This window comes from Bacteroides xylanisolvens XB1A, assembly GCF_000210075.1.
Taxonomy (GTDB): Bacteria; Bacteroidota; Bacteroidia; order Bacteroidales; family Bacteroidaceae; genus Bacteroides; species Bacteroides xylanisolvens.
This window is the reverse complement of the sequence record NC_021017.1, coordinates 3,078,873-3,093,872: the sequence shown is the minus strand read 5'-3', so window position 1 is coordinate 3,093,872 and position 15,000 is coordinate 3,078,873. Positions and strand designations below refer to the sequence as shown.

The following is a 15,000-nucleotide window of genomic DNA, read 5'->3' as shown; positions in this document are numbered from 1 at the left end:
AGTTTATTAATTGTCAGTATATCGTAGCAGTATCAAAAAGCTACTTATAAATCAGCGTTGATAAATACTCTTCTGCAAACATTTCATTGGCAACCTCCAGTAGTTGCTCTGCTGTTAACTCTTCAATACGCTTAAAAACAAGCTCGGATGATTCATATTTATGATAATGAAGGTATGTTTTCGCCATTCCCAGTGCATTATTCTCAAAGTTATCAGATGCCACTCCGATTTGTCCGATCAACTGCTTTTTCGCTGCTGCCAATTGGGAGGAAGTCATTTTTACATCACGCATCCGCTTCAGTTCCTTATAGGTCAGTTTCAAACAGGTGTCCATATCATCTACATCCGTCCCGAAATAAATACAGAAAGCCCCTGTATCCGTGTAAGAGGTCAGATTGGATTCGACGTTATAAACCAGCCCTCTACGCTCACGAAGGGACACATTGAGTTTGCTATTCATCCCGGGACCTCCGAGGACATTGTTCAATAAATAGAGAGCCGTACGTTTGTCGTCATACGCATTATAGCCACGGCTACCAATCATTACATGTGCCTGATGTGTGTCTCTGGGAACCGTCAAATGTTCCGGCACATAAAGAGGCGGAGGTGTACGACGATTCTCTACTCTTACATCAGGAATATCCAGGAGGTATTTCTCTACCAGGCGGATGATTCTTCTGAAATCATATTGTCCCTGAACAAAAAACACCATATTTCCCGGTTGGTAAAACCGGCGGGTAAACGATAGAACATCCTCCGTGCGAAAACTCCGCAGAAGTTCCGGTTTACCAAGAATGTTTCTTCCCAATGGATGATTGCGGAAGATCATATCTTCAAAATCATCGAAGATCAGTTCCGACGGAGTATCCTCATACGACTGGATTTCATCAATAATGACCTCCGTTTCTTTTTCTATCTCATGCTGCGGAAAGGTTGAATGAAATACAATATCCCCCAACAGTTCAAGCGCCCGTTCCAGATGTTCTTTCAGGAAAGCGGCATAGACCACCGTTTCTTCCTTATTAGTGTAAGCATTCAGGTCGCCCCCCACATTCTCCATCCGGTTGAGGATATGCCAGGCTTTACGCTTCTCCGTTCCTTTAAAAATCAGGTGTTCTACAAAATGGGCCATTCCCTGCTCATTCTCTGCCTCATCGCGCGTTCCGGCATCGATCGCAAAACCACAATAAGCTACTTTTGAGAGGGTCGGTTCATGGATAATACGTAAGCCATTTGGCAATGTATATTCGTTACCTTGCATTGTTTTATACTTCCTTATTGAATTAATGCCACAAAAATACAATAAAACTTATTGCTGTTTATAGAAAATTGCAGATATTTGTGGACTATAACAGCAACAACGTATATGGAAAAGATAGGAATATTCTGTTCCGCCTCCGAAAACATTGACAAAATGTACTTCGAAAGTGCCCGCCAAATAGGAGAATGGATGGGGCAGAAAGGCAAAACCTTGATATATGGAGGGGCCAGCCTCGGACTGATGGAATGTGTAGCCCGCGCCGTGAAAGAAAACGGAGGCAAGGTCATCGGAGTTGTTCCCGCCAAACTGGAGGAGAACGGCAAAGTAAGCATTCTGTTAGACGAAGAAATTCATACCCGCAATTTGAGTGACCGCAAAGACATCATAACGGAGAAGTCGGAGGTGTTAGTCGCACTACCCGGAGGCGTCGGTACACTCGATGAGATTTTCCATGTAATAGCTGCTGCCTCTATCGGTTATCACCGGAAAAAGGTCATCTTCTACAATGAATATGGTTTCTATGACGAACTATTGAAAGCACTCCACACCTTGGAGGATAAAGGTTTTGCACGGCAACCATTCTCAACCTACTACGAAGTAGCAAACACATTGAACGAATTAAAAGAAAAAATAAACTGATTATATGATAGACTCCATCAAACAACTTTTGCAACAGGAAGCACAAGCTGTGCTCAACATCCCTGTAACAGACGCTTATGAAAAAGCAGTGAAACTGATTGTAGAACAAATACATCAGAAAAAGGGAAAACTGGTAACTTCCGGTATGGGAAAAGCCGGACAGATTGCCATGAACATTGCTACAACTTTTTGTTCCACCGGTATTCCATCTGTCTTTCTGCACCCCAGCGAAGCACAACACGGGGATTTGGGTATTTTACAAAAGAATGATTTACTCCTGTTGATCTCCAACTCGGGCAAGACACGGGAGATTGTGGAATTAACCCGTCTGGCTCATAATCTGGATCCGGATTTGAAGTTTATTGTTATTACCGGCAACCCGGACAGTCCGTTGGCAAAAGAGTCGGATGTTTGTCTTAGTACCGGTAAGCCGGCTGAAGTCTGTGTGTTAGGCATGACTCCTACTACCTCTACCACTGCCATGACAGTGATCGGAGATATATTGGTGGTACAAACCATGAAAGAAACCGGATTTACGATCGCCGAATATTCAAAACGCCATCATGGTGGTTATCTGGGAGAAAAATCAAGATCACTATGCGAAAAGTAATCGGTATCGGAGAGACAATCCTCGATATCATCTTTCGAGGTGACCAGCCTTCCGCAGCTGTACCGGGAGGCTCTGTATTCAACGGCATCGTCTCATTGGGACGAATGGGAATAAACGTCGGCTTCATCAGTGAAACCGGGAATGACCGTGTAGGCAATATTATCCTACAGTTTATGCGTGAGAATAATATCCCCACGGATCATGTCAACGTATTCCCGGACGGTAAATCACCCGTATCACTCGCTTTTCTCAACGAGCAAAGCGATGCTGAATATATATTTTACAAGGATTATCCCAAACAACGCTTGGACGTCCCATTCCCTAAATTAGAGGAAGATGACATTGTGATGGTGAGTTCGTATTATGCATTGAATCCGGTACTGCGGGAAAAGGTTCTCGAATTACTCGATCAGGCACGGGAAAAGAAAGCCATCATCTATTACGACCCGAATTTCCGCTCTTCTCATAAGAATGAAGCCATGAAACTGGCTCCAACCATTATTGAAAATCTTGAATATGCAGATATTGTACGCGGTTCATTAGAGGATTTCCTCTATATGTACAACATGCAGGATATAGACAAGATATACAAGGATAAAATCAAGTTCTATTGCCCACAATTCATCTGTACTGCAGGCGGGCAAAAGGTAGCATTGCGCACCAATCTGGTCAACAAAGATTATCCGGTAGCACCGTTACAGGCAGTCAGCACCATCGGAGCCGGCGACAATTTTAATGCAGGACTCATTTATGGATTACTCAAATATGATGTTCGATACCGCGATCTAAATAACTTGAATGAAGAAATATGGGATAAAATAATCCAATGCGGAAAAGACTTCGCAGCGGAGGTTTGCGGAAGTTTTAGTAATTCGGTATCCGTGGAGTTTGCAAAGAAATACAGGTAAAACTACAGATTAAGATTTATAAGCCAGCAGCCTATCCTACAAAGACTTTATATTATATAATCCATATTAAGCTAATCAGTAAGCCTTAACTTAATATGGATTTTCTTATCTTTGCAAACACCACAATTAATACGCAATCTTACTTAATACACATGAAAAGATTTATTCTGCCTCTATTAATAATAATCCTTATTCTTACCAGTTTGCCAACAAAAGCAAATAATGAGATCGAATCATTATTAAAAACATTAGATAAATCTCTACAAAACAAATCTGTCTATACTAAACAAAAACAGAGGCAGATAGACAGTTTAAAAATAGCATTAAGGCAATCCGACAATATTCAAGAAAAAATAGGAATTGCCCAGTCCCTTTGTTTTGAATATTCATCTTTTCAGAAAGATTCGGCTTTAGTTTATGCCATCCATATGAATAACCTTGCTCAAAAAAGTAATGACAAAGAACTACTAATTGAGGCGAAATTAGATTATTCAAGAATACTATCTTCTATGGGCTTTTTCAAAGAAGCCTTAGCGATTGTCAACTCAACACAACAAGAGCAATTATCTCCGCGGCTGAAAGCTGAATATTTTCTCGGACAAGTCACAATTTATAATCATCAGAAAACTTTTGCCTCAAATGAGAATGATGCACAAGAGAACGATCTGATTGCACAAATTTATCGCGATTCACTTCTTCAATGCAAGGAAGTCCCCTCAAACGTACGAGCATTCATGTCAGCACCGACTCTTCTCTTCCATAAAAAATACGATAATGCTATTCACATATTAGACAGCGTTTACAAAAGTTATGCACCTTATTCACGAGATGCCGGAATAATTGCATATTCTTTAGCTTCTGCCTATCAAGGCAAAAATGACTCTGAAAATATGATTAAATATTTCGCGATATCCGCTATCTCCGACGTATTAAATGGAGCCAGAGAGAATTTCTCTCTAAAAATTCTCGCCAAATTGATCTTTGAAAGCGGAGACATAGACCGGGCATATAAATATATGAAAAATGCAATGGAGGATGCTATCTTATGTAATGCGAGAATCAATACTATTGAAGCTTCAGACATGTACCTTTTTATAGATAAGGCATTTCAGGAAAAGGAAAAAAATAAATTTATCACCATAACCATATTGCTTGTAGCATTGTGTTTTGTCTGTATCTTATTGTGTGCTTTGTTCATACAACTAAAAAAACAAAAAAGAAAAGTGGAGCAAGCCAATGAAAGTTTATCCTATCATCTTTACGAGATACAACAAATGAACTCAATATTAGCAGATAATAATAAAATCAAAGAAGAATATGTAGGACTATATATGGAACAACATACCAGTTATATTAACAAAATAGCCAATTTAAAAAAGAGGGCGCTTAAAATAGCCAAAAGCGAAGATATTAAAAAAGTGACGTCATTCCTTCACTCTTCACTCAACACAGAAGAAGATCTGGCTGAATTTTATAATAACTTTGATAAAGCAATTCTAAATCTTTTTCCTAATTTCGTTGAGGATTTTAATGCATTGCTCTTACCAGAAAATGTAATTATTCCAGGTCCGGGTAAACTTTTAACGCCTGAATTACGTATCTTCGCACTAATCCGCCTGGGAATTACAGATAGCGTAAAAATAGCCCACTTCCTGCAATATTCATTGTCGACTATCTATAATTACCGTTCAAAAATGCGAATCAAAGCAAATGGAGATCGGAATGAATTTGAAGAAAAAGTGGCTCGAATCGGGCAATAAATTCAAGAATAATAGTCTATCAGCCACCAATAGCATTTACATTTATGTAATATCCATCAATACGTATACACCTAATTATCAAACAAGTACATCCTACAAGCATTTACAATTCGCTTACTACTCATTTTATAAGTAGTCGGAATAAGGTATTTTTGTAGAGTCACAGTAGCAGTGATACCTGGGACTTGATCTCCAATGATTAATCCCCCAATAAATTGAAAAACAAAATTGGACTATTTTATAAATATCAATTAATGAAAGGAAACTATGAATAGCCTATTGCTCAATGTTATTTGTGCTTTCGCCATTGCGAACACAAGTCCTAACGCAGAAAGAGCCCAACAAACTTTGGACGCCCTTTACAAAAACTATGCAGCACCTAATACTTGTTTGCTGCGCGAAAATTATCCTTCTGACCAGAACAACAAAGCAACTTATCTGGCGTCAGAAGAACAAGCAAAAAGACATAATGAATATTCTTATCTTTGGCCGTACTCGGGTACATTCTCTGCAGTAAACGCACTGTTGGAGAGCACTGGAAACAAAAAATACAAGAAACTTCTGGAAAATAAAGTACTACCCGGATTGGAAGAATACTTCGACACACGAAGAGAACCATTCGCTTACTCATCCTATATCAGTAATCAACCTCTCTCTGATCGCTTTTATGATGACAACGTTTGGTTAGGCATTGATTTTACCGATTCTTATCGTATGACTAAAAAACAAGCCTATCTGGAAAAAGCCGAACTGATATGGGAGTTCATTCTTAGCGGTAAAGACGAAGTGCTCGGAGGAGGAATCTACTGGTGTGAGCAGAAAAAAGAGTCCAAAAACACTTGTTCAAATGCACCGGGAGCCGTTTTTGCTCTCAAGCTATTTCAGGCAACTCAAGACAGCACCTATTTGAAACAAGGGAAAGAGTTATACGAATGGACTAAAAAGAATTTAGAAGATCCAACAGATCATTTATACTTTGACAACATTGCACTCAATAAGAAAATCGGGCGTGCCAAATTTGCCTATAATAGCGGCCAAATGATGCAAGCAGCCGCCCTACTCTACCAAATAACAAAACAGAAAAACTATCTGGAAGATGCTCAAAATATAGCCGAAGCATGTCACAAGCACTTTTTCACTCATTTCACCTCGCCGAACGGACAAACATTTCAATTACTGAAAAAAGGAAATATCTGGTTCACAGCAGTCATGCTAAGAGGATTTATAGAGCTTTATCACACAGATCACAATAAGACCTATCTAGCCGACTTCCAAAAAAGCCTTGATTATGCATGGCAATATGCCAGGGATAAACGGGGACTCTTCCAAACAGATTGGAGCGGAACAGATAAAAATGAGAAAAAATGGCTTTTGACACAAGCAGCTTTTGTAGAAATGTACGGCAGATTAGCCGGAATCAACTTATAATAACCACTTTTAATAATCCTCTCAAAAACACTGTAAAGATGAAGAAAAGAAACATCGGAATATGCATTATTACAACCACCCTATTAATGGGAAGTCATGCGAATGCTACTGAACTTATTCTTGCTAAAGATCATACCAATGTAGTCAATCAGGCAGCTGAAGTGGCCGCTTATAAAAGTAACCGTCCACCTGTAAACAAGCGTCTTTTTACATCAAAAGCTGTGGAAGCAGAAATTATCAGAGTAAAAAAGTTGCTTACTAACCAAAAATTGGCGTGGATGTTCGAGAATTGTTTTCCCAATACCCTTGAAACAACGGTTCATTATCGCACAACAGACGGCAAGCCTGATACTTTTGTTTATACAGGCGATATTCATGCCATGTGGCTACGTGACTCGGGAGCACAGGTTTGGCCTTATGTACAACTGGCCAATAAAGACCCGGAATTAAAGAAAATGCTTGAAGGAGTGATCCGCAGACAATTTAAATGTATCAATATTGATCCATACGCTAATGCTTTTAATGACGGAGCTGTCGGAGGGGAATGGATGTCCGACCTGACCGACATGAAACCTGAATTACATGAAAGAAAATGGGAAATAGATTCTCTATGTTATCCACTACGTCTGGCCTACCAATATTGGAAGGAAACCGGTGATGCTAGTATTTTTGATAGTGAATGGATACAAGCCATCACCAATATCCTGACTACTTTTAAGGAGCAACAACGCAAAGAAGGAGTGGGACCTTATAAATTTCAACGCAAAACAGAACGTGCACTCGATACATTAAACAATAATGGCCTAGGTGCTCCGGTAAATCCTGTCGGACTTATTGTTTCAGCTTTCCGCCCATCTGACGATGCTACAACCCTGCAATTTCTCGTGCCGTCTAACTTCTTCGCTGTTTCTTCGCTAAAGAAAGCTGCCGAAATTCTAAATGCTGTAAATCAAAATGCAGAACTGGCAAAACAATGCACAGATCTGGCAAAAGAAGTAGAAGCTGCACTAAAAAAATATGCGACTTATAATCACCCTAAATATGGTACAATTTATGCCTTTGAGGTAGATGGCTTCGGAAATCATTTCTTAATGGATGATGCTAATGTACCAAGTCTGCTGGCAATGCCTTATCTTGGTGATGTAGAAATCAACGATCCTATCTATCAAAATACACGCCGTTTTGTATGGAGCAAGGATAACCCCTATTTCTTCAAAGGAAAGGCAGGAGAAGGTATTGGCGGGCCTCACATCGGTTATGATATGGTATGGCCGATGAGCATCATGATGAAAGCATTTACCAGTCAGGACGATCAGGAGATCAAAGATTGTGTAAAGATGCTGCTCAATACGGATGCAGGGACAGGCTTTATGCATGAATCTTTCCACAAAGATGACCCCAATAACTTCACCCGTGCTTGGTTTGCATGGCAAAATACCTTATTTGGCGAACTTATTCTAAAGTTAATCAATGAAGGAAAAACGGATTTATTAAACAGTATCCAATAAAGCTGATTCAAGCAACTTCTCATTCAGGGCGCTCTTCCACCGGAAGATGCGCCCTTTTTTAACACGTAAATTACTATTAACTTTGGCTAATTATCGCAAAGGAATTATCACATCTTCGGGTAATTCTTATCTTTGCAGTATACGATTCAAGACAAAGAAACTATGTATAAAAACCTGTTAAGCTGGCTTACTGTTTTATTAGTGCTCCCGTCGTGCTCCGGCACATCACCTGCTATATCTGTGGTGTGTGAGGAAAATAATATAGGAAACTGTATTATCAAATGGGAAACAACACCGATATTAAAAGGACAGGTAAAAGTATACACCTCTACTTCTCCGGAAATTATTCCGGAAGATTCTCCCATTGCAATGGCTAGCATCTCCAGTGGTAAAATGACAATCGTAACCAACGATCCGTCCCAACGTTATTACTACTTGATGGTGTTTAACAACAAATACCATATCAAAGTAGCTACCCGCAACATCAATATCCCCGGTATACAGAACTTCCGCGACTTAGGAGGATACGAATCTGCCAACACCGGAAAATCTCTTCGTTGGGGAATGATATACCGTTCCGCACAAATAGACAGTATCCCTCCTTGTTCCCGCCAAGAGCTTAAGAATATGGGAATACGAACAATCATAGACTTACGTCCTGAAAGTGAACGCCACAACTATCCGCAACTACATGATGACAAGTTTAAAATCGTACATATCCCCATCCTCACAGGGAACATGGAAAAAATTCTGCAAGGTATTCGGGAAGAAAAAATAAAAACTGATACCATCTACCGCCTCGTAGAACGAATGAACCGGGAACTGGTTACAAACTACCAAAAGGAATTCAAAGAGCTGTTCACCGTTCTTCTCGACCGTAGCAATTATCCGGTTGTTATTCATTGCACATCCGGAAAAGGACGTACAGGAGTTGTTTCCGCACTCCTACTCGCCGCTCTAGGCGTCAATGAAGATGTGATAATGGAAGATTATCGTTTGAGTAACGACTATTTCAATATCCCCAAAGCCTCTAAATACGCCTATAAATTGCCGATCAACTCTCAAGAAGCAATCACTACCATCTATTCGGCCAAAGAAGATTTCCTGAATGCCGCAAAGGAACAGATTGAAGCTGAATATGGGAGTGTACAAACCTATCTGAAAAAAGGAATCGGACTTTCTACGGAAGATTTAAAACAGTTGCGCAGCATTTTATTAACAGATAATTGATTGTTGATAAATGATAAATACGATGACGTCTACAATAATTATCCGTTATCAACCATTTATTATCAACTAAATTAACTATCTTTGCAGCCGAAATAAAAGATATACAGAGATTTAATGAAGACATTTGAAGAGCTTGGCGTTTCTCCGGAGATACGTAGAGCAATTGAAGAAATGGGATACGAGAATCCCATGCCGGTACAAGAGGAAGTGATTCCGTACCTTTTAGGAGAAAATAATGATGTAGTAGCTCTTGCACAGACAGGAACAGGTAAAACAGCCGCATTCGGTTTGCCCTTGCTCCAACAGATTGACGTAAAAAACAGAATTCCACAATCGCTTATCCTCTGCCCTACCCGCGAGCTTTGTCTCCAGATAGCAGGAGATCTAAACGACTATTCCAAATACATTGACGGACTGAAAGTGCTGCCTGTATATGGTGGTTCTTCCATTGATAGCCAAATACGCAGCCTGAAACGAGGTGTACATATCATCGTTGCCACACCGGGACGTCTGCTGGACTTGATGGAGCGCAAAACCGTATCTTTATCTACCATCCACAACGTTGTAATGGATGAAGCGGACGAAATGCTTAATATGGGATTCACAGAGAGTATCAATGCCATCCTGGCTGATGTGCCGCAGGAACGTAACACTCTACTGTTTTCTGCAACAATGAGCCCGGAAATCGCACGTATCTCCAAGAACTACTTACGTAACGCGAAAGAAATAACTATTGGCCGTAAGAATGAAAGTACCAACAACGTTAAACACGTTGTTTATACCGTACAGGCTAAAGATAAATATGAAGCTTTAAAACGTATCGTCGATTACTACCCACAAATATACGGTATCATTTTCTGCCGTACCCGTAAAGAGACTCAAGAAATTGCAGACAAATTGATGCAGGAAGGTTACAATGCCGATTCTTTACATGGCGAACTTTCCCAAGCACAACGGGATGCCGTTATGCAGAAATTCCGCATCCGTAATCTGCAACTGCTCGTTGCAACTGACGTGGCTGCCCGTGGACTTGACGTAGACGATCTGACACATGTCATCAATTACGGATTGCCTGACGACACAGAAAGCTATACACATCGTAGCGGACGTACAGGGCGTGCCGGAAAAACCGGAACTTCCATTGCCATCATCAACCTCCGCGAAAAGGGAAAGATGAGAGAAATCGAACGGATTATCAGCAAAAAATTTATTGTCGGAGAAATGCCGACAGCGGCAGGTATCTGTCAAAAACAGCTGATTAAGGTAATTGATGATCTCGAAAAAGTAAAAGTGAACGAAGAAGAGATTGCCGACTTTATGCCGGAAATCTATCGCAAACTGGAATGGCTAAGCAAAGAGGACTTGATTAAACGAATGGTTTCTCACGAATTCAACCGTTTTGCAGAATATTACCGCAACCGTCCTGAAATAGAGCAACCAACCGATATGCGTGCAGAACGCGCCGGACGTGGTGATCGTAAAGAAGGAGGTTTCGAGAAAAGAAGCCGAAAAGCTGCTCCAGGCTTCAACCGCTTATTTATCAATCTGGGTAAAACGGACAGCTTCTTTCCAAGTGATCTTATCGGACTGTTGAACAGCAATACAAGAGGGCGCATTGAATTGGGACGCATTGACCTGATGCAGAACTATTCTTTCTTTGAAGTACCCGAAAAGGAAGCGACCAATGTAATTAAAGCGCTGAACAAAGCTAAATGGAACGGACGTAAGGTCGTTATTGAAATAGCCGGTGAAGAAAGCGGAAAAGGACGCGAAAGCAGTTCTAATGAGCGTAAGGGAGGTAAACGATTCGGCGGCAAAAGTGACGAACGTGCACCACGCTATGAGAATAAGGATAGAAAATCGAAAGATGCTTCTGCAAAAGGTGCTAAATCAGCTAAAAAAGATAAACCTAGTCGTGCAGAACGAGGTTATTCTGATGCCCGTGGTCCAAAAAAGAAAGATGACTGGCAAGAATTTTTCAAAGACAAAGAGCCTGACTTCAGCGAGGAAGGATGGGCACGTAGAAAACCCAAAAAGTAAAAAGGAATTCATTTAAATAAAATAGAAAGGCAACTAACTACCACAGATTAGTTGCCTTTCTATTTAGTAAATATATATCTTTTATCGAAACATTTACTTCATCGAGCTATCTTCAACTCCTGAACAAGATTGCCCGCCTTACCATATTTCTCCATAATAAAGAGCATATACCGCACATCTACTCCGATGCAACGCTGCAAGTCAGGTTCAAATACGATGTCACTGCTCATTGCTTCCCAGTTGCCATCGAAAGCCAGCCCAAGCAATTCTCCTTTGGCATTGAACATGGCACTACCGGAATTACCTCCTGTAATATCATTATTAGAAATAAAGCAAACATTCATGTCTCCCTGTGCATTGGCATATCTTCCGAAATCACCGGAAGAAAGCAAACTCAACAACTCGGGCTGGACGGCAAAGTCAATATCACCTGCATGTTCCTTCACCTTCTCAAAGATGCCTTTCACAGTGGTATAATAATCGTAAGTGGCCCCATCAAAAGGAGTATACCCCCCAACCGTTCCGAAACTAAGCCGCATAGTGGAATTGGCATCCGGATAGAAATTACGATCGGCATACATACGGCGCATGGCAGCGTTGAACAAGCGTTCCCCCTGCTCTATCTGCTCGGAAGCTTCGGAAATACTCTGATTCATCTCATAATACTTCACGATCAGGTCCAGACTCAAGGAAACAGCCGGGTCCTCTATCAGATTATACGTAGTATCCCGCTCCAGAAAACGTTTTAGGCCCTTAGGAGACGTTATATTGGACGTTGCATACAAAGAGTCTACATAAGCCTGAATATTCCCGTTATAGAGTGTATCTATCTTTTCATACATAGCAGGCAGATACTTCTTATCCACTTTCAACTGATACTCTTTGAGCATGGCAGCAAAAACCTCCTTATCAATGGAAAGATCAAGATTATCATACTTCTCCAATAACTTCTTCATGCGGGTAATCACCAGCTTCTCCTCGGCCTCAAAGTCGAAATTGAGAATTTCAAGAGCAAGCTGCACCAATTCGGGACCATTGATAAACGATTCACCGAAATAAGCCAACGCACGATTTGTTTCCCGACGATTACTATAACTCAACTCCAGAGAAGAGAATAAACGAATCAGTTTCTCTCTTTCTTCCGGATGAGACTGAATCCAGTCGCGAAGTGCTGCTTCAGCCGCCCGTTTCTTTTCCAATACCTTCAGATGCTTGATGGCCTTGTTTGTTCCGATGCTATTCTTCCAATAATTGGAACTTTCATCGTATTTTGAAGCATACTTGATACGAATATCCGGACGACGATCCATCTCCCGTTTCCAAACCGTTTGTTTTACTCCCCGCACATCAATCATTGCCTGGTTGATTCCATTCATCATCTCTTCGATACCATACGAAGAAAGATAACGTTCCGTACTTCCCGGATAACCAAGCGTCATGCAGAAAGAACCTTCCTTGTATCCATCCAAAGAGATAGGCGCCACATATTCAGGGTGATAAGGGACGTTGTCAGGAGAATAATCAGCCGGACCATTCTTGGTGTTTGCATAGATACGAAATACGCTGAAATCGCCCGTATGTCGCGGCCACATCCAATTGTCCGTATCCCATCCGAACTTCCCGACAGAAGAAGGAGGTGCAAAGACTAAACGAACATCGTTATAATCACGATAAACGGAAAGCCAGAATTCATTACCTGCATAATAAGCATCGACAATACCGGTCAGCGTAGAATCTTTTTCGGAAACTTCCATACCGATTACATTCATGATCGAATCGACAGCTACACGGCGTTCTGTTTCCGTTTTAGCATAGCGGGCAGCAGATAATACCCGTTTGGTTACGTCTTCCGTACGAAGCAGAAAACGGACATACAACTCCGGATTCGGCAGCTCTTCGTCAAGGCTACGTGCAAAAAAGCCATCTTTCAGATAATCATGTTCTACAGAAGAGTGTTGCTGGATACTGCTGAAACCACAATGATGATTGGTAAACACCAGACCGTCTTCGGAAACCACCACTCCCGAACAGAAACCTCCAAAGCTGACAACAGCATCTGAAAGAGAGGGTTTCTTCGGATTATATATTTTATTCACAGGCATTTGCAAACCAAGTTCTTTCATTACCCGGTCTGTCTGTTTGTTTTTGCGTAGGTTTCCCAGCAGCCACATTCCCTCATCGGCAAATACATTTGACAGACAGAGGGAAAAGACTATCAAGACGGTTAGTCTGAATTTCATATTACTATTTTTAGATTCATTATTCGGTAATCAGCCTCAACTTCTTCGCTCCTACACGGGCTTTCAGCCATTCGCTGATTTTCTGTTTCTCGGCAGCAGACGGATGTCTGTCGAATTTCAAAACAGCCAATGTTACCGTATCGGTCTTCATCGAGTCAACCCGCACTTCGAGCGAATGAGCGATGGAGAGCGTAGTGATGGAAGGGTAAAGCACTTTCAGTTCGGGCACTAATGTACGACTCATTGCATCATACGTTCTGTATTGTTCCAATGTTGTCTCCAGTTGGGAAATCTTCACTGCCTGTTGCTGAAGTCGCTGCTCGCTGTTTTTGTAGAAGTCTTCCATGACCATGGCACGGATAGAAGTCACATCTACCGCTTCATTGTTCATCCCCTGCAATACAACCAGCTTCGTATCTTCCAACTTATATTCTTTCATCTTGCTACGGGCAATAGAAATCGAAGCATCAGGCACTTCAGGACCAATCAAAACAACCCGCACTTCTTTATGTTCATAACTGATCTTTTTATCGAGTACCTGTGTATTCTCAAAGCTTAACTGATCGCTAATAAAACGATTGGCTGCCGCCTCATAGAAAGTGCTTTTTATAATTCCAAATGTCAGATAAACCGCAGGGCACATGGTAAGCACCACAATCAGAACGATGTATTTACGTACGGTCTTCTCACGGGTTTTATCTACAAATTCCTTCCGCTGGAAATGCATCACACGAACTCCGAGGAAAGTGGCCAGACTGATAAAAACAGAGTTGATGAAGTAAAGATAAAAAGCACCCAGGAAATAAATAAGATTACCGGAGGCCAGTCCGTAACCTGCCGTACAAAGCGGTGGCATCAATGCAGTAGCAATGGCAACGCCCGGAATCACATTTCCCTTTTCCTTGGTAGAGAGGGCTACCACACCTGCCAAACCACCAAAAAGCGCGATGAATACATCATAAATAGTGGGCGATGTACGTGCCAGCAACTCCGACTGTGAACCGGCAATAGGGGCAAGAAGGAAGAAGATAGTGGCCGTCGTCACACTGAAAGCGGTCGTTATGAGAAAGCTCTTTAAAGAGCGTTTCATTAATTCGAAGTCGTTCAGTCCGACAGAGAGTCCCACTCCCATAATAGGTCCCATCAACGGAGAAATCAACATGGCACCGATAATTACAGCAGTAGAATTTACATTCAATCCGAGTGATGCCATAAAGATGGCAAAAATCAGGATCCACAAATTGGCACCTTTGAACTCTACACCCTTACGGATAGAATCCACGGTGGCCAGTTCGTTATCCTTGTCTTTTTTCAAGTCCAGATATTCTCCTAGAAAGGACTTGATAGCAAACTTATTACGTTCATCTGTCTTCATA

General features: G+C 41.3%; 11 protein-coding genes. 8 read left to right on the top strand and 3 right to left on the bottom strand.

What is annotated here, in order from left to right:
- Positions 1–40 precede the first annotated feature (40 nt).
- The gene (locus BXY_RS12245) at positions 41–1,261 is read right to left on the bottom strand and encodes a M16 family metallopeptidase (RefSeq protein WP_008641672.1); all 1,221 of its coding nucleotides are present in this window, start codon (positions 1,259–1,261) and stop codon (positions 41–43) included.
- A 105-nt stretch (positions 1,262–1,366) separates the two neighbouring features.
- Here BXY_RS12245 and BXY_RS12240 point away from each other — a divergent pair, with 105 nt between their 5' ends.
- The 8 genes from BXY_RS12240 to BXY_RS12205 all read left to right on the top strand — a co-directional run bounded on the left by BXY_RS12240 (position 1,367) and on the right by BXY_RS12205 (position 11,384).
- Positions 1,367–1,900 (top strand): LOG family protein, encoded by a 534-nt coding sequence (locus BXY_RS12240; RefSeq protein WP_008023845.1) that lies wholly within the window; start codon positions 1,367–1,369, stop codon positions 1,898–1,900.
- 4 nt (positions 1,901–1,904) lie between these two features.
- Positions 1,905–2,510 (top strand): SIS domain-containing protein, encoded by a 606-nt coding sequence (locus tag BXY_RS12235; protein ID WP_004298060.1) that lies wholly within the window; start codon positions 1,905–1,907, stop codon positions 2,508–2,510.
- On the top strand, positions 2,498–3,418 hold the full coding sequence (locus BXY_RS12230; RefSeq protein ID WP_015532059.1) for a carbohydrate kinase family protein: 921 nt from the start codon (positions 2,498–2,500) through the stop codon (positions 3,416–3,418). Before BXY_RS12235 ends, BXY_RS12230 begins: the two co-directional genes overlap by 13 nt.
- A gap of 152 nt (positions 3,419–3,570) precedes the next feature.
- Positions 3,571–5,178: a DUF6377 domain-containing protein gene (locus BXY_RS12225; RefSeq protein WP_151926738.1), complete on the top strand. Its 1,608-nt coding sequence runs from the start codon at positions 3,571–3,573 to the stop codon at positions 5,176–5,178.
- Positions 5,179–5,445: 267 nt separating this feature from the next.
- Entirely contained in the window at positions 5,446–6,606 is a 1,161-nt protein-coding gene (locus BXY_RS12220; protein ID WP_015532057.1) for a glycoside hydrolase family 76 protein, read from the top strand.
- 38 nt (positions 6,607–6,644) lie between these two features.
- Complete coding sequence (locus tag BXY_RS12215) at positions 6,645–8,114, top strand: glycoside hydrolase family 125 protein (RefSeq protein ID WP_055235639.1); 1,470 nt, start codon at positions 6,645–6,647, stop codon at positions 8,112–8,114.
- Between the two features lie 162 nt (positions 8,115–8,276).
- Positions 8,277–9,344: a tyrosine-protein phosphatase gene (locus tag BXY_RS12210; RefSeq protein WP_015532055.1), complete on the top strand. Its 1,068-nt coding sequence runs from the start codon at positions 8,277–8,279 to the stop codon at positions 9,342–9,344.
- Positions 9,345–9,458: 114 nt separating this feature from the next.
- On the top strand, positions 9,459–11,384 hold the full coding sequence (locus BXY_RS12205) for a DEAD/DEAH box helicase (protein ID WP_008023826.1): 1,926 nt from the start codon (positions 9,459–9,461) through the stop codon (positions 11,382–11,384).
- 98 nt (positions 11,385–11,482) lie between these two features.
- Here BXY_RS12205 and BXY_RS12200 read toward each other — a convergent pair whose 3' ends face one another.
- Positions 11,483–13,624 (bottom strand): S46 family peptidase, encoded by a 2,142-nt coding sequence (locus tag BXY_RS12200; RefSeq protein WP_055235637.1) that lies wholly within the window; start codon positions 13,622–13,624, stop codon positions 11,483–11,485.
- A gap of 19 nt (positions 13,625–13,643) precedes the next feature.
- Complete coding sequence (locus BXY_RS12195) at positions 13,644–14,999, bottom strand: TIGR00341 family protein (RefSeq protein ID WP_004313751.1); 1,356 nt, start codon at positions 14,997–14,999, stop codon at positions 13,644–13,646.
- Between the last annotated feature and the right edge of the window lies 1 nt (position 15,000).

Bases quoted from the DNA above. Each gene is read 5' to 3' on its own strand.
- BXY_RS12245 (WP_008641672.1), bottom strand. From the start codon at position 1,261: ATGCAAGGTAACGAATATACATTGCCAAATGGCTTACGTATTATCCAT.
- BXY_RS12240 (WP_008023845.1), top strand. From the start codon at position 1,367: ATGGAAAAGATAGGAATATTCTGTTCCGCCTCCGAAAACATTGACAAA.
- BXY_RS12235 (WP_004298060.1), top strand. From the start codon at position 1,905: ATGATAGACTCCATCAAACAACTTTTGCAACAGGAAGCACAAGCTGTG.
- BXY_RS12230 (WP_015532059.1), top strand. From the start codon at position 2,498: ATGCGAAAAGTAATCGGTATCGGAGAGACAATCCTCGATATCATCTTT.
- BXY_RS12225 (WP_151926738.1), top strand. From the start codon at position 3,571: ATGAAAAGATTTATTCTGCCTCTATTAATAATAATCCTTATTCTTACC.
- BXY_RS12220 (WP_015532057.1), top strand. From the start codon at position 5,446: ATGAATAGCCTATTGCTCAATGTTATTTGTGCTTTCGCCATTGCGAAC.
- BXY_RS12215 (WP_055235639.1), top strand. From the start codon at position 6,645: ATGAAGAAAAGAAACATCGGAATATGCATTATTACAACCACCCTATTA.
- BXY_RS12210 (WP_015532055.1), top strand. From the start codon at position 8,277: ATGTATAAAAACCTGTTAAGCTGGCTTACTGTTTTATTAGTGCTCCCG.
- BXY_RS12205 (WP_008023826.1), top strand. From the start codon at position 9,459: ATGAAGACATTTGAAGAGCTTGGCGTTTCTCCGGAGATACGTAGAGCA.
- BXY_RS12200 (WP_055235637.1), bottom strand. From the start codon at position 13,624: ATGAAATTCAGACTAACCGTCTTGATAGTCTTTTCCCTCTGTCTGTCA.
- BXY_RS12195 (WP_004313751.1), bottom strand. From the start codon at position 14,999: ATGAAGACAGATGAACGTAATAAGTTTGCTATCAAGTCCTTTCTAGGA.